Below are 20,248 nucleotides of genomic sequence, written 5' to 3'. Positions count from 1 at the left end.
CGCTGAACGGGGAATGAGCGAAAGCATCCGCGCGGAATCGCGCGGCGCCCGGTTCTTTGTCCCGGCTGGCCTGATTATCGCCGTCCATCTGGCGGGGCTCGTGGTCCTGCTCACCAGCGAATACGGGCCGTTTGCGATCACGCTGGCGGTGCTGGCGTGGGTTTTCGTGAACTGCTTCCTGCTGGTCGTGCTGCAGCGGCCTGGCGTCTGCGCAGCGATTGCAGTGACCCTCATCGTGATCCTGATCGAGCTGTCACGCTTCAAATTCGGCATCCTGCAACTCACCCTGACGTTCCTCGACTTCCTGATCATCGATCGCGATACGTTTTCGTTTCTGCTCTCGGTGTTTCCGCGATTGCAGACGCAGTTGATCATGGCGGGGATCGTTGCCGTGCCGCTGTTGTGGCTGGTCTGGCGTTTCGATCCGTTCCGGGTGCGGCGCCGCCTGGCGTTGATCGGTCTGGCCGCGAGCATTGCGTCGATATCGGCGATGTCGGTCGCTTGGCCCGAGCAGCCGTGGGAGCCGTTCCAGGGCATCAACCACATTTCCAGTCTCGCGCGCTCGGGCGTGGTGGCGGTGTCGCGACTGGCTTCGACGGGATGGATCGACGCCGATCCGCCGGCAAACGCGCCGCTTCTCCTCGCACGGGAAGCGCACGCCGCCGGCCTTTCGGCGCTGCCACCTGACGCTGCCTGCGATGCCGACGCAAAGCGGCCGCACATTATCATGCTGCTCGACGAGTCGAGCTTCGACGTCACGTCCGCGCCAGGCATCAAGGTGCCGGCGGGATACGCCGACTACTTCAAGTCCAGCGACGGCAAGCAGCGCACCATGATGGCGGAGGCAACCGGCGGTCCGACCTGGTACACCGAGTTCAATGTGCTGACAGGCCTGTCGGCGCGGTCGTTCGGCGATCTCAAGTTCTACGTGACGAGGATAACCGCGGGTCGCGTGACCCGTGGACTGCCACAGGCGCTGCGGAACTGCGGGTACAAGACCTTCTCGCTCTATCCGACCTATGGTAACTTCCTTGGCGCGCGCACCTTTCAGAAGGGAGCCGGCGTCGGCCATTTCGTCGACATGGCGGATATGGGCGTGAACCAGGACATGCAGCCCGACAAGTTCTATTTCGATCAGGCGCTAAAGGTGTTTGCGCGCGAGCAGCCTGAGAAGGCGCCGGTCTTCATGTTCGTCTACCTCACGGCCAACCATTTTCCCTGGACCGACGTCTACCGGCCCGATCTGACCCCGCCGGGCTGGACGCCGCCGGGCAACACGGCGGAGGTCGATGAATACATACGGCGCCAGACCATGACGGCCAACGACTATCGCGAATTCACCGAGCGGCTGAAGCGCGACTATCCCGACGAGTCCTTCCTCGTGCTGCGTTTCGGCGATCACCAGCCGGCGATCTCGCAAAAGATGCTGGAGCCCGGGATTGATCAGGCGACGCTGGCGAAACGGGTGATGGCCGCCGATCCACGCTACTTCTCTACCTACTATGCCATCGACGGCATCAACTATGAGCCGCGCAACCTGTCATCGGCGCTCGAAACGCTCGACGCGGCGTACATCCCCCTCGTGCTGCAGGAAGCCGCCGGCATCCCGCTCGATCCGACCTTTGCAGAGCAGAAGAACATCATGCTCCGCTGCAAGGGAGCCTTCTATGACTGCAGGAAAGGCGCGGAGGCGCGCCGGTTCAACCGGCTTCTGATCGATGCCGGCATGATCAAGGGGCTTTGATTTCCGTCATTCTGGTAGGGTGGGCAAAGCGCAGCGTGCCCACCTACGCAGCGACGCCGTTCGCGAACTCATTGGATGCGTGCCGACCGCCCACCCCTGTCATTGCGAGCGAAGCGAAGCAATCCATTTCGCCGCAATGACGGGGATGGACCGCGGCACGCAACTCCTCACCTCTTCCCCACCTTCTCCCACAGCCACTGCGCTACCGCGTCCGGCGAGCTCGCGGCATCGTTGCCGGATGCGCGCAAGTTTGCTTCGCGCATGGTGGCGATGTCGATCCTGCCGAGCAGCGGAGTCAGCGCCTTGCGCAAGGCCTCGTCATTGGCGCGCTTCGGCGCGAGCAGCACGATCGCATCATAGGGCGGGATTGCGTGCCTGGGATCGCCGAGCGTCACCAGGTCGTATTTCGCGATCAGCCCGTCGCTGGTGTAACCCGCGATGACGTCGACTTCGCCGGAAGCGACCGCCGCATACATGAAGTCCGGCTGCATCTGCCGTTGGCCGCGAAACGACAGGCCGTAGGCCCTGCGTAGCGCGGCCCATTCGGGGCGCGAGAAGAATTCATAGTCGCCGGCGATCGACATGTTCGCCGCGCGCGAGGCGAGGTCGGCGATGGTGCGGATGCCCAATTGCTCCGCGCGCTTGCGGGGCATCACCAGCGCATAGGCATTCTCGAAACCGAGTTCGCCCAGCAGCGTGATGTTCTGCCGCGCCAGCATCGTCTTCAGTTCGGCCACCAGTTCCTGGCGCGGCTTGATGTCGGTGCGGTGAAACTGGTTGGCCCACAGCGTGCCGGAATAGTCGATGTAGACGTCGATATCATCAGCCGCGAGCGCCTCGAAGATCACGTTGGAGCCGAGACCTTCGCGGGTCGTTGCAGGAAGCGCAGCCGCCTTCAGGCGCTGCGCGATCAATGCGGAGAGCACATATTGCTCGGCAAAGGTCTTGGCGCCGACGACATAATTCGCCTGCGAGCGCATCATCGTCGGTACCAGCGTGGCAACGACCAAAGCTGCGATGCCGGTGCCGCCAAGCGCCGCACGCAGGCGGCTGCGGTGGCGCAAGCCGCCTTCGATCAGCGCCAGCAACTGATCGACCGCGAGCGCCAGCACCGCGGCGGCCACGCAGCCGAACAGCACGAACACCCAGTTCTGGGTCTGCAGCCCTGCAAATATGTAATTGCCGAGGCTGGTCTGGCCGATCGGCGTCGACAGCGTTGCGGTGCCGATCACCCAGACGGCCGAAGTTCGGATGCCTGCCATCATCACCGGCAGCGCCAGCGGCAATTCCACCGTGAACAGCGATTGCCGCGGCGTCATGCCGACGCCTTGCGCCGCTTCAAGGATTGCAGCGTCGACGCCCTGCAGGCCGGTGATGGTGTTGCGCAGCACCGGCAGCATCGAATAGAGCGCCAGCGCCAGCACCGCGGGCAAAAATCCGAACGCGGAAAAGCCGACGCCGAACCATGACAGCGACAACGCCGCGAGCGCCAGGAGCAGCGGATAGAACAGCGCCAGCAATGCCAGCCCCGGCACGGTCTGCACGATGCTGGCGAGCCCGAGCAGCGCGCCGCGCATCACCGGCCGATGGCGTGAAAGAATCGCGAGCGGCAGGCTGACGAGCAAACCCAGCGCCAGCGCGGCGACACTGACGCGGACGTGATTGCCGAGATAGTCGGGCAGGTGGCCCAATGCCTCGCCCCAGCGTGGATCGGCGAAGATGCTCATGCCGCACCCTCGCGAGGAAGCAATGCGCCCAGCCGCTCGGCCTGCCGCCGTGGTGTGCGCAGGAGTTCGCCGACGTAAGCGTCGTCGGATTTGGAAAGCTCGGCCGGCGTGCCCTGCGCCAACAGCCGCCCGTCGCTCATGATCGCGATGCGGTCGGCGAGCAGGATCGCTTCGCTCATGTCATGGGTGATCATGATCGTGGTCAGGCCGAGTTTCCTGTGCAGCTCGCGAAAATCGTCGCCGAGCGCGTCGCGGGTTAGGGGGTCGAGCGCGCCGAACGGCTCGTCCATCAGCATGATGCGCGGGCGGGCGGCGAGCGCCCGCGCCACGCCGACGCGCTGGCGCTGGCCGCCGGAGAGTTCATGCGGCAGCCGGTCGCGATATGGCGTGCGGTCGAGCCTGACAAGGTCGAGCAGTTCATCCACCCGCGCGGAAATCTCGGCGGGCCGCGTGCCAAGCAGCTTTGGCGTGATGCCGATATTGCCGGCGACGCTCAGATGCGGAAACAGCCCGCCGCTCTGAAAGACATAGCCGATCCGCCGCCGCAACAGGATCGGATCGACGTTGCGGACATTCTCGCCTTCGACCGTGATGGTCCCAGAGTCAGCCTCGATCAGCCGGTTGGCGAGCCGCAACAGCGTGGTCTTGCCCGAGCCGGAGCCACCGACGATGGCGAGGAGTTCGCCCTCGGCGACGTCGAGCGAGACATCGTCGACGGCCACCACGCGGCCGGCGTCGAACGTCTTGCCGACATGGCTGTAGGTGATCAGTGACGAAGCTGACATTCGATCTTGCCCAATGTTGCAGCTCCACGTTCAGGAGTTCGCATTATCCGGCCATCTGATGCGTAGGCCCCCGACCCTGATGGCGTTTAACTCATGCTCCTTCGCAATACGCCTCAACGCCTCTTCGGCTTTCTCAACTATTGTCACATACGCTTCTTCTTGATTGGCAAACTCTCGGAAATGGAGGGCGGAAGCGACAATTTTTCCGTGGTTCTTGCCAAGAGGAATTTTGAAAGTTGCGTAATAGTCGTCGACGCTTCTATTCGCTAAGTATTCCAGATCTCCGGAATTCCAACCGTTGCGCTTATAAATGTCGAGCAACATCTCGTGCAACTCGCGCTTGATCTCGTTGGCTCGTAATTTTTCGCTGCAAGCTTGCCTGACATCTGGGTCGTCGATCTGCTCGCCAAATGCGCTTGCTTTGAGATCGAAAAAGACCGGCTCTTCTGATCGTTGCTCCATGTACATTTTAAGGATTGCGGAGGCCTCGGCAGCATACTTGAGCCGCTTGAGGATTTTGACCGAATGATTTAGGTCGCCAAGAGACAAGTATTTGACAGCTCCCTGAAAAGCCGCCAGCAGTTCTTCCACAAATTCCTTCTCGTCGTCATCAAACGAGTTGTAAAAGCGATCCCATACAGCGGTCCATTGACTGTATATCTTGCTCTGTTGGAGAGCCGCGGTGGATAGATCGGCAAAGTGCTTGATCTGATCTTCGTCGAAATAGCCGTTCAGTATTCCTTTGTTGAGTAAAGTGTCGGTCTCGTCGACCTTGCCGAACCCGTACATTCGCAGGAGTGCTTCTACGCGCTCCTCCTCGGGAGTTAGATTATGTGTTTGGCCGTAAAGTCCTTTGCCGTAACGGTTGAAAATAAACTCGACGATCTTTTCGTTTGATGCCTTCTCTCCGGGCTTCCCGTGCTCAGAGTAATGAGCCCAACCGAGAAGCGCCAACGTGTGGATGTGCGCCTTTACTATTTGTGAGTCGTAGTGTTCGATAATGGGGTAGATTTGCCAGACGAGTTTCTCGATCTTCTTGATAACCCGGATATTAGAAAGATTGAGCCGTGCGCAGAATTCGCCAAGCATTTCGCCGAATTTCGAATTGTCGCCTAGTGCTATCTGGATACTCTCTTCTGGCGAGGGTGAATATGCTAGTGATCTGTCGATGACTTTTTCCTGATATTTGAGGAAGTCAATCTTTTCGCTTTCGTTATCGAGTTGCTCGTCATTGAGAATGATTACGACCTTGCAATTGCGCTGTTCGACAAGCGTCGACGCTAGGCCAAGGATATCCATTGCTCGGAGATCTTTTCCCTTGCGTTCGATGTCATCGATACAGACGAACTGATTTCTTACCATCAGGAATGCGCCGGACTGCACGAGGTCGGTTGCAGTCTTTCCCGCAAGCGCTTCGAGAGCTTTGGTGCCGAAGGCCTTTATCGCTGTATCTATGCCCTGGCCAAACGTCTCCATATTGGCGCCAGTCGCTATCGCGTGACCTGAAGTGCGATTCTCGAAAATCGAATATTTCAGTTGGTCAAGGCTGGTGGTCCCGAAAAGTGAAACATATGAATAGGTATCAAGAGCCATTTTGTTGCTGGCGGCGGCTTGCTTTAGCGCCTGCCGCCATGCGTAAGTCTTGCCGACGCCCCAGCGGCCTTTGATGCAAATAACCTCGGATGTTTTGCTTTCAAGGAAACGGCCAAGTTCTTTGATGACCATCTGCGTTGGAGACGGTTTTCCTTCGGTCATTTGAAGCCTCTAAAGTTTGAAGCCTGGCAGTTATGGGCGTGGGTGATCGGGCGAGTTGGCACGTGATCCTGACTTTCAATCTTTCCCTGAGGAGATTCGAAAGATGAAATGATGCGTTGCTGCGGTGAACTAATCATAGCCAAGCGCTAAGCCATCTCACTAATGATTTGGGGAGAAACATCTCTACGGGCCGCGGACTGCGTCGAGTGGCATCTCGTCAACACTAAATAGTCCTAATTTCTATGCCTCAACAACAAGGTTGAAGGGTCATAGGCTAAGAACTCTGGGACAAACTTTCCAACGAGTATGGCTGGTGCTGTTAGGTATTCCCGGCAATTTCCAAAACTCTTGGATGACCAATAGTCAAAGGAACAGGCGAAGAAGTTTACTGCGCCGTCGGACTTGAAAGTTCTGGGGTAAAGTTCGCAGACTGTATCATTTGTGCTGGCGTCCTTGATTAAGATCCGAGCATCATCCTTGTGAAACTTGGAAGAATACTTTTCTACTACGGGGGAGTATGTCGCTTTTGCAGCCTGTTCTTCATCCATATTCGAAGAATGAAAATTAGAGCAGATGTTTTTGATTGCATCGACATTGCTGGGTTTTTTCCAGTATTGAATTGCGTCGTAAAGCAGGATGTCCCATCGAGCTGCATCATAGACGGTCCTAACAAAGAACGCTTCCTTTGGTCCCTTCTCTAGTATTCGCGAAATCAAACTCTTCTTAATGAAATCGCCGCCGTGAAGGCGGGTCTGTTTCGATGCAAGCTGAACGAGAGAATGGATTGCTGTACGCATGCCCTGAGCCACCAGTTCTACGTCGTCTTTCGAGTATTTTTCGTCTGGCATGGTGACGTAGGGTGCATGAAATCCAAGCACTCCTCCTACACTCAACTTTCGCATTGGGACTTCGCGTCCGGGAGCAACGCCAGACATGAAAATGATCGCACATGCGGAGTAGCACTCCGCGCCGCTTTCTATCACCGTCGACAAGCCACGATCAAAAATGATCTCGGATATTTTAAGTCCCTCTACATAAGATCCGCCGTTGGATTTCAGGCAGATAGAGCTGGTCCTCTCATCGTACTGATCAATGCGCGCTTTGGAGATCACGGCAGCAAGCGTATTGGAATCGCCCTTGGTAATCGGCCCCTCTATGCTGAAGGCGCAAAGCTTATTGTTCGAATTCTGAACGTTGGCGGCACAAGCAATCGAACTCGTGACAAGCAGCACAGTTGTTGCAAATAAAAACTGCGAGTAACCCTTAGCCATTTGATCTCATTGTCCGGCAGATAGACGCTATGTCATTCCCAAATAAGAACGGACATTCCCATTAGTAATCCCCGCGGCCGAAAGCATCGGTCAGATGGTCTCAGTCAAAGGTTGCACTATACCTTGCGTTGAAGCGAAAGGCGAAGATTAACTGCCATGTGGGGACGCCGCGTTGAACTTATCCCTCGCAACCGCTAAGGCATCCCTCCAAAAGACTTGGGGAGAAACATGGCAGATACCGCACAGCCGGCAGCGGTCGCGCTTGACGATGCGACGGTGGCATTTCGTGTGGCCGGCGACCGCGTCTATACGGCGGTGGAAAAGGCCAGCCTGTCCGTCGCCGATGGCGAGTTCGTCGCCATCGTCGGGCCGACGGGTTGCGGAAAATCGACATTGCTCAACGTTGCAGCCGGACTTTTGAAGCCGGCGGCGGGATCGGTCAAAATCTTCGACCAGCCGCTGACCGGGTTGAACCGCGATGCCGGCTATCTCTTCCAGGCCGATGCGCTGTTTCCCTGGAAGACCGCGCTCGACAACGTCGCGATCGGGCTCGAGATCAAGGGCGCGCCGCGCGAACAGGCGCTGCAACGCGCGCAGGGCTGGCTCACGTCGGTCGGACTCGGCGCCTTTGCCAACCGCTATCCGCACATGCTGTCCGGCGGACAGCGCAAGCGCGTCGGCCTGGCGCAGGTCCTGATACGTGATCCAAAAATATTGCTGATGGATGAGCCGTTCGGTCCGCTCGACGCCCAGACAAGGCAGATCATGGGCAATCTCCTGCTCGAATTATGGAACGCCGACCGCAAGGCGGTGCTGTTCGTGACCCATGATCTCGAAGAGGCGATCGCGCTTGCCGATCGCGTCGTGATCATGTCGGCCGGGCCAAGCGCGCGCATCATCGGCGATTGGCGGGTAAAGCTGCCGCGGCCGCGCGACATTTCGGAAGTCCGCATGGAAAAGGACTTTCACGAATTGCACCGGGAGATTTGGAGCGTGTTGAAGGACGAAGTGATGAAGGGCTACGTACAATCCACGCAAAGTGCGGAGGCAGGCTGATGTCCCGCTCGACGCTGCTCCTGTTGCAATTGCTGGTCGCCGTCGTAGCCCTGGCGGTGTGGCAGTTCCTTACCACCGTGCCGGTGTTCGGAAAAATCCTGCTGCCGCCGTTCTTCTTCTCCAACCCGATCGATGTCGGCAGCCAGATCGTCAAATGGTTTTCGTCAGGCGTGATCTGGAAGCACCTGATCATCACGCTGTGGGAATCGATTCTCGCCTTCGTGATCGGCTCGATCAGTGGCGTGCTGGTCGGCTTCTGGTTCGCGCGCCAGCCGCGCGTCGCCGCGGTGTTCGATCCCTATGTGAAGATGATCAACGCGCTGCCGCGCGTGGTGCTGGCGCCGATCTTCACGTTGTGGCTGGGGCTCGGCATCTGGTCCAAGGTCGCGCTTGGCGTGACGCTGGTGTTCTTCATCGTGTTCTTCAACGTCTATCAGGGCGTCAAGGAAGTCTCGAACACCGTGCTCGACAATGGCCGCATGCTCGGCATGAACGAGCGGCAGTTGATGCGGCACGTCTACTGGCCCTCGGCGCTGTCCTGGATGTTCTCCTCGCTGCACACGTCGGTGGGTTTTGCGGTGGTCGGCGCCGTCGTCGGCGAATATCTGGGCTCGGCCGCCGGCCTCGGCTACCTGATCCAGCAGGCCGAAGGCGTGTTCGACGTCGCCGGTGTCTTCGCCGGCATGTTCGTGCTGTCGGCTTTCGTCATATTGATCGACATGGGCGTGACGCTGGCCGAACGGCGGCTCCTGGTGTGGCGTCCGACGGCGGCGGAGGGGCGGGGGTAGATTTCGGTAATGTCATTCCGGGGCGCCTCGAAGAGGCGAACCCGGAATCTCGAAATTCTCAGGGGCGCAAGGGCGCCCCATAGTTCGATGCTTCGCATCGCCCCGGAATGACGGTGCAAGCTTCTCAAGCTCCACCCGTTGCCCTATCTTGCCGCCCAACGAATGGAGGAACCCATGAAGAAACTATTCGGCCGGCTGGCCGCTACGCTGCTGGCGCTCACACTGACCTCGGGATTTGCCGCAGCGCAAAGCAAGGTCACCATCGCGATCGGGGGCGGCGCCTGCCTGTGCTATCTGCCGACCGTGCTGGCAAAACAGCTCGGCGAATATGAAAAGGCGGGCGTGGCCGTCGAGCTGGTCGACCTCAAGGGCGGTTCGGACGCGCTGAAAGCCGTGCTCGGCGGCAGCGCCGACGTGGTGTCGGGCTATTTCGATCATTGCGTCAACCTGGCCGCCAAGAAGCAGGAATTGCAGTCCTTTGTGATCTACGACCGCTATCCTGGCCTGGTGCTTGTGGTGTCGCCCGCGCACACCAATGAGATCAAATCGATCAAGGATCTGGCCGGCAAGAAGGTCGGCGTCAGCGCGCCGGGCTCCTCGACCGATTTCTTCTTAAAATATCTGTTGAAGAAGAACGGCCTCGATCCGACCAGCGCCGCGGTGATCGGCGTCGGCCTCGGTGCCACCGCGGTGGCGGCGATGCAGCAGGGCCAGATCGACGCCGCCGTGATGCTCGATCCGTCCGTCACCGTTTTGCAGGGCAGCTATCCGGATTTGAAGATACTGGCCGACACCCGCACCCAAAAGGACACGCTGGCCGTGTTCGGCGGCGAGTATCCGGGCGGCGCGCTCTACACCACGACGGCCTGGATCAAGTCGCATGAGAAGGAAGTGCAGGCGCTGACCAACGCGATCGTCAATACGCTCAACTGGATCCATTCGCATTCGCCGGAAGAGATCATGGCGAAGATGCCCGAGGGAATGGTCGGCAAGGACAAGGCGCTTTATCTCGCCGCGCTGAAGAACACGATCCCGATGTACTCGCAAACCGGGTTGATGGACCCGAAGGGCGCCGACGCAGTGCTCGCTGTGTTCAGCGAGGGCTCGCCCGAGGTGGCCAAAGCCAATATCGACGTGAGTAAGACGTACACCAACAAATATGTCGAGCAGGCCAAGAAGACCACAGGCGCCAATCCGAAGTGAAGCAGGGATAGGATCGGCGTGAAATCGAGCGATGTGAAGCGATGAATGGCGTAACATCTCCGGTCATTCATCGCGTCACCGCGCTTGACGTTCCCGTACAGCCATTCGCGTGGCCGTTCGCGGACACGCGGCGCGCGGCCATCGATGCGCATTTTTCCGAGAAGCAGCGTGAAAAGCCTGCACTATGGAACGGCCGCGTCCTGCTCGGGCGCAACCCGGTGTTTTCCGGCGACCGTCTCAGCGCCAGCTATTTCGAAACCGACTTCGCCTGTTTTCTGGCCTGGCGCGACTGGGGCTTTCCCGACGCTTCCGTGTTCAACGGTTTTGGCATGGCCGCGCTACTCTGCGCCGACGGCGCCTTCGTGCTCGGCGAAATGGGCCAGCACACCTCCAACGCCGGGCGGATCTATTTTCCGTCAGGCACGCCGGACCTCGACGATATCAGGGACGGCGCGGTCGATATATCCGGCAGCGTCACGCGCGAGCTGGAGGAAGAGACCGGCCTTGCCCCCGGCGAATACGACAGCGAGCCGCATTGGTACTGCGTCTACACCGGGCCTGCGCTCGCGATGATCCGCGTCCTGCGCGTCAACATGCCGGGCGACGCGCTGCGCGAGCGGATCGAGCGCAACCTCGCCTCGCAGCATCAGCCGGAGCTGTCGGCCATTCACCTCGTGCGCAGCGCGCGCGATTTGAATTCGGCAATGCCGCGTTTTGTCACGGCATTCATCGAGGCGCAGCTCGCTTCCCGGCCGTGACGCGCGCAATGCGCTTGACATCTGGTCGCGCTACCAATGTGATAGGCGCCAACCAAGAAAAAGACGCAGTGCACAAAAAATAATCCAGGGAGGATTCCATGCCGGGGCGCAAGACTGCACGCCTTCTCGTCGGGCTGTCTGCCGCAATCGCGGTGCTGGGGATGGCGGTTTCCGCCGAGGCTCAGGAAAAGAAAATCAAGATCGGCGTGATCTACGACCTGACCGGCCCGCTCGCGGGCGGCGGTTCCGAACTGCAATATATCGGCGCCAAGATCATGCTCGACCAGTACAGCAAGACCGGCGTCGAGGGTTACAAGATCGAGGCGGTCTACGCCGACGCCCAGAGCAAGCCTGACGTGGCGATCAACGAGGCGGTCCGCCTGATCGAGCAGGAAAAGGTCGATATGCTGCTCGGCTTTTACTCGTCGGCGCAATGTGTGCCGGTGGCCGCGCGCGTCGAACAGCTCAAGAAGTTCATGTGGATCACCACCTGCATTTCTTCCGCCGTGCTCGACAACAAGAACTTCAAATACGTGTTCCGTCCGCAGGCCTCGGGCGACCAGTTCGGCCTGATGACGATGGATTTCATCGCCCAGAACGCAAAGTCCAAGCTCGGCAAGGAGCCAAAGGACCTGCGCGTCGCGATCATCCACGAGGACGGCGCCTACGGCGTCGACGTCTCCAAGGGCAACGAGACCGGCGCCAAGAAGGCCGGCTTCAACATCGTGCTGAAGGAGGGCTATTCGGCCACCGCGCCGGATCTTTCCGCGCTCATCACCAAGCTGAAGCGCGCCCGGCCCGACGTAGTCTTCCACACCGGGTATAATCCCGACATCACCTTGTTCGGCCGCCAGGCGCGCGAGCAGGGATTGAGGTTCGCGGCGCTGGTCGGTCACGGCGCAGGCTATGGCGTCTACGAGAAGCTGAAGGAAGGGCTCGGTGGCGACGTCAACTACGTCTTCAACACCGATCCGATCTCGATCTGGCTCGCCAACCAGAAATCGATGGATCCGCAGCTGCCGCCGGTCATCAAGATGGTCGGCGAGGAGTTCGACAAGGCCAAGCCGGGTGTCGCGATTCGCTCCGCGCATGTCGGCATGGCGGCGTCCAACACCTACCTGTTCCTGACCGAGGTGCTGCCGCGCGCCATCAAGAAATATGGCGGCGTCGATCCCGATGCGTTGCGCAAGGCAGCCCTCGAGACCGATATTCCCGAAGGCGGCACCATGCTGGGCTTCGGCGTCAAGTTCCACGGCGAGGGCACCCAGATGGCCGGCCAGAACGAGCGCTCGTTCCCGGTGGTCATCCAGTATGTCGACGACAAGTCGTACGTGGTGTGGCCGAAGAGCCAGGCGCAGCGCGAGGCCGTGCTGCCGCTGCCGAAGGGAACCACGTTCAGCAACCAGTAAGAGCCGGGCAAACGGCTAGACGGAGGTTCTGGAGTGCTGACGGTAGACGGATTGGTGAAACGCTTCGGCGGCTTCACCGCTGTTAACAACGTGTCGTTCCGGGTCGAGCAGGGCGAGATTCTCGGCCTGATCGGCCCGAACGGCTCCGGAAAGAGCACGATCTTCAACATGCTGTCGGGCACGCTGATCCCGACGGCAGGATCGATTGTGTTCAACGGAACGGAGATCGCGGGCAAGGCGCCGCACCGCATCATCAACGGCGGCATCGGCCGCACCTTCCAGATCCCGCGGCCGTTTCACCGGCTCACGATATTCGAGAATGTGGCGCTCGCCGGCTATTACGGCCAGGGCAGCCACAGCCGCGCCAGGGCGGATGAGGCCGCCGAACGCGCGCTGGCCATGGTCGGCCTGCCGACCAACCGCCACGCCGGCGTCGATGGCTTAGGTGCCGCCGGCCTGAAAAAACTCGAACTCGCCAAGGCGCTCGCCACCGGGCCGAAACTTCTGCTCGCCGACGAAAGCCTCGGCGGGCTCGACGAGCACGAGATGGATCAGGCCGCCGACATGCTGCGCAAGATCCGCGACGAGCTCGGCATCACCATCATCTGGGTCGAGCACATCATGGGCGTGTTGATGCGGGTGGTCGATCGCGTGATGGTGCTCGATCACGGCGAGAAGATTTCCGAAGGCCTGCCGAGCGCGGTGGCGAGCGATCCGCGCGTGATCGAGGTCTATCTCGGAACGGATGCGGATTCGAGCCAGGCCGCGGCGGCGGAAGCGCGCCGGCGGGCAGGGGTGTAAAGTATGCTCGAACTCAGATCGCTCGACGCGGGTTACGGCAGCTTCCAGGCATTGTTCGGCATCAATCTCGAGGTCAGGGCGGGCGAGGCGGTCGGCGTGATCGGCCCGAACGGCGCCGGCAAGACCACCCTGATGCGCGTGATCTCGGGCCTGATCCGCCCCACCGAAGGTTCGATCACGATGGAAGGCCGCGACGTCGTGGCGACGCCGGCGCATCGCATCGTCGACCTTGGCATTGCGCACGTGCCGGAGAACCGCCGGCTGTTTCCGCGGCTCACCGTCGACGACAATCTGAAGATGGGCGCCTACATGCCGGGCGCGCGCGCCAAATATGCCGAGCGGCTGGAATTCGTGTTCGACCTGTTTCCGCGCATGAAGGAGCGGCGCAGCCAGATGGCCGGCACCCTGTCGGGCGGCGAGCAGCAGATGTGCGCGATCGGCCGCGCGCTGATGTCGGATCCGAAATTGCTCCTGCTCGACGAGCCCTCGGCGGGGCTCGCCCCGGTCGTGGTGCAGCAGGTGTTCGAGCTGGTGAAGCGAATTCGCTCGGGCGGGCTCACGGTTCTGATCGTCGAGCAGAACGTGCAGCAGGTGCTGAAGGTGGTCGATCGCGCGTACCTGCTGGAGGCCGGCACCATCCGCGCGTCCGGCACGTCGGAAGAGATGCTGTCGACCGACACCATCAAGCAAGCGTATCTCGGGGTCTAGTAAATGCAGGCATTCCTCGACACCTTCGACATCTTTCTGCTGGAAGCCGTGGTCAACGGCATCCTGCTCGGCGGCGTGCTCGCGCTGTTGGCGCTCGGGCTCAATCTGATCTTCGGCGTCATCGACGTCACTTGGATCTGCTACGCCGAGCTGGTCATGATCGGCATGTACGGCATGTACTACATGGTCCAGGTGTTCGGCCTGCCTTATTGGGTCGCAGCGCCAATCGCGATCCTGCTGGTCGCAGCACTCGGCGCGCTCCTGCATTACCTCGTCATCGCGCCGCTGCTCACCGCGCCGCCCATCAACCAGTTGCTCGCCACCGGGGGCGTGCTGTTCATCCTGCAGAGCTTTGCGACCGTCGCCTTCGGCATCGACTTCCGCAACCTCGGCATCCGCCTTCCGGTGCTGGCGATCGGCGACATGCATTTCAGCTATTCGCGGCTGCTCGCCTTCGTCGCCGCCCTGCTCGGCATGCTGGCGATCTACTTCTTCATGAAGCGCACCTATACTGGCACGGCGATCCGCGCCGTCGCGCAGGACCGCCAGATCATGTCGCTGATGGGGGTCGATACCAAGCGCATCTATCTCATCACCTCGGCATTGGGCGGCGCACTCGCCGGCCTCGCCGCCTGTCTTCTGGTGCTGCAATACGACGTGCACCCCTTCGTCGGACTCTCGTTCGGGCCGATCACCTTCCTGATCTGCGTACTCGGCGGGCTCGGTAATTTCGTCGGTGGCTTCATCGCGGCGTTCGTGTTCGCCCAGATCATTTCGCTGGGCGGCCTGTACTCCGACCTCGAATGGGGCTACGTGCTGGCGTTCGCCTTCTTCATCGTCATGATGTTCATCCGGCCCGCGGGCCTTTTGGCGAGGCGCTCGTGAATTCCCGCTACATCGCCTGGGCCGTTGGACTGGCTGCGCTGATCGCGCTGCCCTTCGTCTATCGTGAGCCCTATCATCTGCACATCCTGGTGCTGATCCTGATCTGGTCGTTCGCCTACACTTCGTGGTCGATCATGGGCCGCTTCGGGCTGGTGTCGCTTGGCCATGGCGGCTTCATGGGCGTCGGCGCCTATGTCACGGCGCTGTTGTGGAACCACCTCGACATCACGCCCTGGATCGGCATTCCGCTCAGCATGGTGGCGGCGGGCTTGCTGGCGCTGGTGGTCGCCTATCCCTGCTTCCGCTTCCGCATCACCGGGCACTATTTCGTGCTGGTGACGCTGGCGCTGTCCGGCATCGTGCTGCAGGTCATCACCGCGACGCGTGATTACACCGGCGGTTCGCTCGGCTACACGCCGGACCGCGCGCCCAGCGGCCGGGGGTTGCTGGCGCTGCAGTTCGACGACAAGACGACGTGGTATCTGATCGCGCTCGGCGTCTGGGTGGTGGGCCTTCTGATCTGGCGCTGGGTCGACCGCAGCATGAGCCGCTACGCCATGGAGGCGATCTCGGAGGACGAGGATGCGGCGGCTGCGGCCGGCGTCAACGTAACCGCCGAGAAGCTCAAGATCACGCTGATCTCTGCCTTGATGACCGCGCTCGCCGGCGCGCTGTACTGCCAGTACCAGATGTTCATCTCGCCGGACACGGTCAGCGGCATTGCCGTGTCGCTGCAGATGGTGTTCGCCGTCATCGTCGGCGGGCTCTATGTCTCGCTCGGACCGACGATCGGCGCCATCATCACCATCCTGCTCGCCGAAGGGCTACGCATCGGCTTCGGCACCAAGGCGGTCGGCTGGGACAATCTGGTCTACGGCGTTTTGCTGGTGATCTTCATCATCTTCCTGCCCAAGGGCATTCTTGGTAGCGTCCTCGACAAACTGAAGGCGCAACCCAAGCCCTCCGTGACGAAATGAACAAGAAAACCTCACAACCGCTCGCCGATGAGCTGGAGCCCTATGTCGCCCCCTTCCGATACGACGGCGCGGGCGAATTTCACCTGAAGTCGCACAACACCAACGAGAAGGGCAGTCTCGACAAGGAGAGGGCGACCAGGATCATCGAAGCCAACCGCAAGCGCCTGAACGATTTCCAGGAAAAACTCTACGCGCAGGACCGCTGGTCGCTGCTGCTGATCTTCCAGGGCATGGACGCAGCGGGCAAGGATTCGGCGATCAAGAGCGTGTTCGAGGGCGTCAACCCGCAAGGCTGCGAGGTCACTTCGTTCAAGCAGCCGTCGACCAAGGAACTCGACCACGATTTCCTCTGGCGCAGCATGATCGCGTTGCCGGAGCGCGGCCGGATCGGCATCTTCAACCGCTCTTATTATGAAGAATGCCTGGTGGTGCGGGTGCACCAGGAAATTCTCGACAGGCAGAAGTTGCCGCCGCAACTCGTAACCAAAAACATCTGGAAGGAGCGCTTCGAAGACATCTCCGCGATGGAGCGCTACCTGGCGCGCAACGGCACCGTGATCCTGAAGTTTTTCCTGAATGTATCGAAGGAAGAGCAGCGCGAACGCTTCCTCGAACGGCTGGAAGAGCCCGCCAAGAACTGGAAGTTTTCGATGGCCGATATCGGCGAGCGCGCGCTGTGGGCGAAATACCAGGCCGCCTACCAGGATATGATCCGCCACACTTCCTCGCAGGCGGCGCCCTGGATCGTCGTCCCCGCCGACCACAAATGGTTCGCCCGCGTGGTGATCGGCTCGACGATCGTTAGCGCGCTCGACAGACTCGATCTGCATTTTCCAAAGGTCGACAAGGCCAACCGCAGCGAATTCGCAAAAGTGCGCGAGGCGCTGCTGAATGAGGGGAACGCGAAGTAGGGTGGGCAAAGGCGCACTTGCGCCGTGCCCACCTTACGGTCCTCCGCCGCCTGGTTGGATGATAGGTTTCGCTGCATTCTACCTAGCCTGCGTGAGGCGAGCACACTGGTCAGGCTCCCTCCCCCTTGCGGGGGAGGGTTGGGGAGAGGGGTAAGCCCCGGGCGAGATGATCGATGAGTACATCGGCTTTTCAACTTCGGTCGCTCGTTGTGGAATTCACACTGAGAGGGCACGTCGTGTGGCACCCCTCTCCCTAACCCTCCCCCGCAAGGGGGGAGGGAACCCTGCCGCCGCTGCGTCCCTCACAGTTCGGGCTACAGGTCCGCCGTTAGCCGCTACATTGCTCCGCCGTTTCCCCGAAAATCATCTGCCAGCCTTTTCGCGTGTCCATGTACTCGCGAACCTGCCTGATGCGATCGCCTGCGACGACAAAGACGAAGCAATAATCATTGTCGTACGGCCGTCCTTCAGGGAGTGTTGCGCGCATCCGCTCTTCAATGATCACTGTGTCGCCGTCGACATGGACAGCGCGGAACGAGATGTCGATCGCGGAGAACAGGCGGTGCATCTCGGAGGCGATGAAGCGGGCGATCTGGTCGGGGCCAATCATGTGATCGGTATGCGCAAGCGCCACCGCCGTCGCGTTGCGGCGAGGGGCGATCCATTCGGCGTCCGCCGTGAAGAGCGATGCGATCAGGCCGGCGTCACGCGTCGAGAATGTCTTCCAGGCGTTGAGGACGACGTCCTTGGCTGTCGGATTATCCATTTTTTGCCTTTCGAGGAGAGTGAATGCCATTGCCGCCGATCTAGGGCACTCCGGCCGTTGCCGCTGGCCGGAATCGGACCTCATCATCCGCGCTCCCTTTCATCGTCCGCGCGACGCGCTAGAATTCGAGCATGCTGAGGTTTGAGGTCTGCAACGCCGCGCGGCTGCGGCGCGACGCGCGCTACGACGGCCGCTTCTTCACGGCGGTGCGGACCACGCGGATCTATTGCCGCCCGGTCTGCCCGGTGAAGCACCCGTTGACGCACAACGTCACCTATTACCCGACGGCTGCAGCGGCCGAGGCGGCAGGATACCGGCCATGCCTGCGCTGCCGCCCCGAGACCGCACCGTTCTGCCCGGCGTGGAACGGGACACGCTCCACCGTGGCGCGCGCGCTGAAGCTGATCGATGGCGGCGCGCTGGAGCGCGGATCGGTCACTGGGTTGGCGGAGAAGCTTGGGATCACCTCGCGCCATCTCGGTCGCCTGTTCGAACGCCATGTCGGGGCGAGCCCGCAGCAGGTCGCGAATACCCGCCGCATCCAGTGCGCCAAGCGGCTGCTCGATACCACCGACGACACGATGACCGAGATTGCCTTCCGCGCGGGCTTCGGCAGCGTCCGCCGCTTCAACGCCGCGTTCGCCGAACTCTACGGTCGCCCGCCATCGAGCGTGCGCGCGACGTCGCGTGGGAAGACGAGGTGAGAGCATTTCGCGTGAGCCACTACGTGATGTGAGCACGCTGGTTGGGCTCCATCCCCGCATCCGCCTTCGCCAAGGCTTCGGCGGACACGAGGGGGAGGGAACCTGCCGGTGCGTCCATCACAGCGAAGTAGGGTGGGCAAAGGCGCACTTGCGCCGTGCCCACCATTGGTGCCGAGTACGCCGCGGAATGGTGGGCACGCTGCGCTTTGCCCACCCTACGAATGCCGGTGAGGATAGTATCAGCCAAGTCCGGAAAGATGGCGAAGCGCACGCACTTCCTTCGCGGCCGTTTTCATAAGAGGCCTTGCCTGCTCATCCTCGCGGCCAACGATAATGCCTGACGCAAAGGCGCGGGCGCGCCTGTCTTGCGGCGGAGCCTGGAGCGCGGCCTCTGCCGCCATTTTTCGGTCCGCCATGAAATCGTTGAGCGAACCCAAAGCATCCTGAATCTTCTTCGAATGTTTTGATAGGCGCGCGAGTATCTTTCGCTCGCGTTTGCTCTGGAAAAGGCTTTCGAAGAACTCGGCCGCGTATCTGATCTTCTTCATCCTGATCCGGAACTTGTGCCGCTCACGCGCTGTCATCGCTTGCAGCTTCCCGGCGTCCTTCCGTGCGTTCCGGATGCGCCGATCCAGGAGCTCTGCGGCAAATTCGCCAAGTTCGCTGTTGGCGCCGTTTGTGCGGCTGTGCTGCGCCTCTATCCACTCGAGCACATCGACGAGCAGCGCGCGGCATCGCGGTGAATTGACAGCCTTCCTGGCCTGCTCGAGCGCCTCAGCACGTTTGTCGGCAAATTGCTTCGCGATGGCTTTACCGCCCCGCTGCGATATTATTTCACGAGCGACAGGGCCAATCTTCTCCTCCAGGAAGACGTCGAGCTCGCGGGCGGGCGCAAGTTCGTTTGTCAGCCACCTGAGTTCTGTCTTGATCGCCTCGGTCTTTGCCTCGGGCAATGCCTTCGAAAACAGCGAGATGGCCGCACGCAGCCGGCGCAGGCCGACCCGCATCTGATGCACGCCTTCCGGATCAAGGTTACGGATGGCGTCGGCGTTTCCGGAAAAATGACGAAGCGCGGAGCGGGCGATGGCCCGGAAGCCCTCGATTGCGCTCATCCGCTTATCAAGCTCGATCGGCTCGGCAAAGACAGTTTGAGTGCTGTTGCCATTGACGAGATCGTACCCCCGGTCTGCCTTCGCTCTCAAACAGAGCTCGGCAGCCAGCTTTCGCTCCAGAGCTTTCGCGACGCGAAACAGATCCGTTGTCGGTCCGCTTTTCAATTCGAGTTCGATCTCCTCGATGCGCCTTGTATGCTCTGCCGCGATGATTCTGCCGCGATCAATGGCCAGTTCCAATTCGCTCCGCTTGGTGCGGACCGGCAAGGTGATGCGATGCACCGAGGTCTCAAAGATCGGCTTCAGCTTGCGCCGCAGCTTCTTCGAGGCAAGCTCCTGAAGTGGAGTGCCGTCCGCCTTGCCGAGATCGGGGCTGCGACCTCCTATTTCGGTTTCCCACTCGCCGCGGCTGAACCGAACGTCGGACGTCTTCTTGATCGTTTGAACGTGCTTGCCGTTCGCTCGCCTTATCCGTAGCAGAAGTCCACGCCGCTTCAGCTTCTGGTTCGGCGTATCGAAATAGGTCGACACGAGATCGCTCTCCGAGCGCTTGCCGATTTTGCAGCCGCGCACCGTCAATCTGGAAGATGCCCCGAGATTGCGCTGCGGCATCTGGAATTTGATTTCAGTCTCAATGCCCATTTGATGCTCACCTGACGCTACAAATTGGTAACGCCGGAAAGCGCTTCCGGGTGCCCGGCCGTTAGGTCACCCTTTCTGACCCTCTTTTGGCATTGCGGCGGGCGGCAATTCTCGTCTAGAACAGCCCCGGAACGGCGTCCCGGCAACGAACCGTCAATGGTTTTGGCCGAGATTTGAGCGTCCTTAAGGGTCTGGCAATGCTGATTCGCAGCGAAAGGTACGGGGTTCGGGGTGGAGCGGCCAAGG

Annotated in this window: 18 protein-coding genes; 12 read left to right on the top strand and 6 right to left on the bottom strand. The window is 60.7% G+C overall.

Going from position 1 to position 20,248, the window contains the following annotated elements; genetic code table 11:
- Positions 1-13 precede the first annotated feature (13 nt).
- Positions 14-1,744 carry a sulfatase-like hydrolase/transferase gene (locus V1292_RS00515; RefSeq protein ID WP_334369818.1) on the top strand — a complete coding sequence of 577 codons (1,731 nt, stop codon included), beginning with the start codon at positions 14-16 and terminating at the stop codon, positions 1,742-1,744.
- Positions 1,745-1,911: 167 nt separating this feature from the next.
- On the opposite strand, the gene V1292_RS00510 is transcribed toward V1292_RS00515, so the two are convergent.
- The 4 genes from V1292_RS00510 to V1292_RS00495 all read right to left on the bottom strand — a co-directional run bounded on the left by V1292_RS00510 (position 1,912) and on the right by V1292_RS00495 (position 7,282).
- Positions 1,912-3,471, bottom strand: coding sequence for a glycine betaine ABC transporter substrate-binding protein (locus tag V1292_RS00510; RefSeq protein WP_334369817.1), 1,560 nt, complete (start codon positions 3,469-3,471; stop codon positions 1,912-1,914).
- Entirely contained in the window at positions 3,468-4,256 is a 789-nt protein-coding gene (locus tag V1292_RS00505) for an ATP-binding cassette domain-containing protein (RefSeq protein ID WP_334369816.1), read from the bottom strand. The genes V1292_RS00510 and V1292_RS00505 overlap by 4 nt, the downstream gene beginning before the upstream one ends.
- Before the next feature lie 30 nt (positions 4,257-4,286).
- A complete protein-coding gene (locus tag V1292_RS00500) occupies positions 4,287-6,011 on the bottom strand; it encodes a P-loop NTPase fold protein (RefSeq protein ID WP_334369815.1) in 1,725 nt (574 codons plus the stop codon).
- Positions 6,012-6,244: 233 nt separating this feature from the next.
- Positions 6,245-7,282 carry a hypothetical protein gene (locus V1292_RS00495; RefSeq protein ID WP_334369814.1) on the bottom strand — a complete coding sequence of 346 codons (1,038 nt, stop codon included), beginning with the start codon at positions 7,280-7,282 and terminating at the stop codon, positions 6,245-6,247.
- A gap of 228 nt (positions 7,283-7,510) precedes the next feature.
- On the opposite strand from V1292_RS00495, the gene V1292_RS00490 reads away from it, so the two are divergent.
- From V1292_RS00490 to V1292_RS00445, 10 genes are all read left to right on the top strand, one after another.
- Positions 7,511-8,338, top strand: a complete 828-nt coding sequence (locus V1292_RS00490; RefSeq protein ID WP_334369813.1) for an ABC transporter ATP-binding protein — start codon at positions 7,511-7,513, stop codon at positions 8,336-8,338.
- Positions 8,338-9,126: an ABC transporter permease gene (locus tag V1292_RS00485; protein WP_334369812.1), complete on the top strand. Its 789-nt coding sequence runs from the start codon at positions 8,338-8,340 to the stop codon at positions 9,124-9,126. The genes V1292_RS00490 and V1292_RS00485 overlap by 1 nt, the downstream gene beginning before the upstream one ends.
- Before the next feature lie 174 nt (positions 9,127-9,300).
- Complete coding sequence (locus tag V1292_RS00480) at positions 9,301-10,329, top strand: ABC transporter substrate-binding protein (protein ID WP_334369811.1); 1,029 nt, start codon at positions 9,301-9,303, stop codon at positions 10,327-10,329.
- A 41-nt stretch (positions 10,330-10,370) separates the two neighbouring features.
- The gene (locus V1292_RS00475) at positions 10,371-11,087 is read left to right on the top strand and encodes an NUDIX hydrolase (RefSeq protein WP_334369810.1); all 717 of its coding nucleotides are present in this window, start codon (positions 10,371-10,373) and stop codon (positions 11,085-11,087) included.
- A 98-nt stretch (positions 11,088-11,185) separates the two neighbouring features.
- On the top strand, positions 11,186-12,496 hold the full coding sequence (locus tag V1292_RS00470; RefSeq protein WP_334369809.1) for an ABC transporter substrate-binding protein: 1,311 nt from the start codon (positions 11,186-11,188) through the stop codon (positions 12,494-12,496).
- Between the two features lie 33 nt (positions 12,497-12,529).
- Positions 12,530-13,297: an ABC transporter ATP-binding protein gene (locus V1292_RS00465; RefSeq protein WP_334369808.1), complete on the top strand. Its 768-nt coding sequence runs from the start codon at positions 12,530-12,532 to the stop codon at positions 13,295-13,297.
- Positions 13,298-13,300: 3 nt separating this feature from the next.
- The gene (locus V1292_RS00460; protein WP_334369807.1) at positions 13,301-14,005 is read left to right on the top strand and encodes an ABC transporter ATP-binding protein; all 705 of its coding nucleotides are present in this window, start codon (positions 13,301-13,303) and stop codon (positions 14,003-14,005) included.
- A gap of 3 nt (positions 14,006-14,008) precedes the next feature.
- The gene (locus V1292_RS00455) at positions 14,009-14,890 is read left to right on the top strand and encodes a branched-chain amino acid ABC transporter permease (protein ID WP_334369806.1); all 882 of its coding nucleotides are present in this window, start codon (positions 14,009-14,011) and stop codon (positions 14,888-14,890) included.
- A complete protein-coding gene (locus V1292_RS00450) occupies positions 14,887-15,867 on the top strand; it encodes a branched-chain amino acid ABC transporter permease (RefSeq protein WP_442895480.1) in 981 nt (326 codons plus the stop codon). The genes V1292_RS00455 and V1292_RS00450 overlap by 4 nt, the downstream gene beginning before the upstream one ends.
- Entirely contained in the window at positions 15,864-16,778 is a 915-nt protein-coding gene (locus V1292_RS00445; protein ID WP_334369805.1) for a polyphosphate kinase 2 family protein, read from the top strand. The genes V1292_RS00450 and V1292_RS00445 overlap by 4 nt, the downstream gene beginning before the upstream one ends.
- Before the next feature lie 328 nt (positions 16,779-17,106).
- Here V1292_RS00445 and V1292_RS00440 read toward each other — a convergent pair whose 3' ends face one another.
- Complete coding sequence (locus V1292_RS00440) at positions 17,107-17,544, bottom strand: nuclear transport factor 2 family protein (RefSeq protein WP_334369804.1); 438 nt, start codon at positions 17,542-17,544, stop codon at positions 17,107-17,109.
- A gap of 131 nt (positions 17,545-17,675) precedes the next feature.
- Here V1292_RS00440 and V1292_RS00435 point away from each other — a divergent pair, with 131 nt between their 5' ends.
- On the top strand, positions 17,676-18,248 hold the full coding sequence (locus V1292_RS00435) for a bifunctional transcriptional activator/DNA repair enzyme AdaA (protein WP_334369803.1): 573 nt from the start codon (positions 17,676-17,678) through the stop codon (positions 18,246-18,248).
- A 239-nt stretch (positions 18,249-18,487) separates the two neighbouring features.
- On the opposite strand, the gene V1292_RS00430 is transcribed toward V1292_RS00435, so the two are convergent.
- Entirely contained in the window at positions 18,488-20,002 is a 1,515-nt protein-coding gene (locus V1292_RS00430) for a CYTH and CHAD domain-containing protein (protein WP_334369802.1), read from the bottom strand.
- Positions 20,003-20,248 lie beyond the last annotated feature (246 nt).

It is taken from the genome of Bradyrhizobium sp. AZCC 1719, from assembly GCF_036924525.1.
GTDB lineage: Bacteria > Pseudomonadota > Alphaproteobacteria > Rhizobiales > Xanthobacteraceae > Bradyrhizobium.
This window is presented reverse-complemented; position numbering and strand designations above follow the sequence as displayed.

Excerpts from the sequence above, each read along its gene's own strand:
- V1292_RS00515 (WP_334369818.1), top strand. The coding sequence starts at position 14 with ATGAGCGAAAGCATCCGCGCGGAATCGCGCGGCGCCCGGTTCTTTGTC.
- V1292_RS00510 (WP_334369817.1), bottom strand. The coding sequence starts at position 3,471 with ATGAGCATCTTCGCCGATCCACGCTGGGGCGAGGCATTGGGCCACCTG.
- V1292_RS00505 (WP_334369816.1), bottom strand. The coding sequence starts at position 4,256 with ATGTCAGCTTCGTCACTGATCACCTACAGCCATGTCGGCAAGACGTTC.
- V1292_RS00500 (WP_334369815.1), bottom strand. The coding sequence starts at position 6,011 with ATGACCGAAGGAAAACCGTCTCCAACGCAGATGGTCATCAAAGAACTT.
- V1292_RS00495 (WP_334369814.1), bottom strand. The coding sequence starts at position 7,282 with ATGGCTAAGGGTTACTCGCAGTTTTTATTTGCAACAACTGTGCTGCTT.
- V1292_RS00490 (WP_334369813.1), top strand. The coding sequence starts at position 7,511 with ATGGCAGATACCGCACAGCCGGCAGCGGTCGCGCTTGACGATGCGACG.
- V1292_RS00485 (WP_334369812.1), top strand. The coding sequence starts at position 8,338 with ATGTCCCGCTCGACGCTGCTCCTGTTGCAATTGCTGGTCGCCGTCGTA.
- V1292_RS00480 (WP_334369811.1), top strand. The coding sequence starts at position 9,301 with ATGAAGAAACTATTCGGCCGGCTGGCCGCTACGCTGCTGGCGCTCACA.
- V1292_RS00475 (WP_334369810.1), top strand. The coding sequence starts at position 10,371 with ATGAATGGCGTAACATCTCCGGTCATTCATCGCGTCACCGCGCTTGAC.
- V1292_RS00470 (WP_334369809.1), top strand. The coding sequence starts at position 11,186 with ATGCCGGGGCGCAAGACTGCACGCCTTCTCGTCGGGCTGTCTGCCGCA.
- V1292_RS00460 (WP_334369807.1), top strand. The coding sequence starts at position 13,301 with ATGCTCGAACTCAGATCGCTCGACGCGGGTTACGGCAGCTTCCAGGCA.
- V1292_RS00455 (WP_334369806.1), top strand. The coding sequence starts at position 14,009 with ATGCAGGCATTCCTCGACACCTTCGACATCTTTCTGCTGGAAGCCGTG.
- V1292_RS00445 (WP_334369805.1), top strand. The coding sequence starts at position 15,864 with ATGAACAAGAAAACCTCACAACCGCTCGCCGATGAGCTGGAGCCCTAT.
- V1292_RS00440 (WP_334369804.1), bottom strand. The coding sequence starts at position 17,544 with ATGGATAATCCGACAGCCAAGGACGTCGTCCTCAACGCCTGGAAGACA.
- V1292_RS00435 (WP_334369803.1), top strand. The coding sequence starts at position 17,676 with ATGCTGAGGTTTGAGGTCTGCAACGCCGCGCGGCTGCGGCGCGACGCG.
- V1292_RS00430 (WP_334369802.1), bottom strand. The coding sequence starts at position 20,002 with ATGGGCATTGAGACTGAAATCAAATTCCAGATGCCGCAGCGCAATCTC.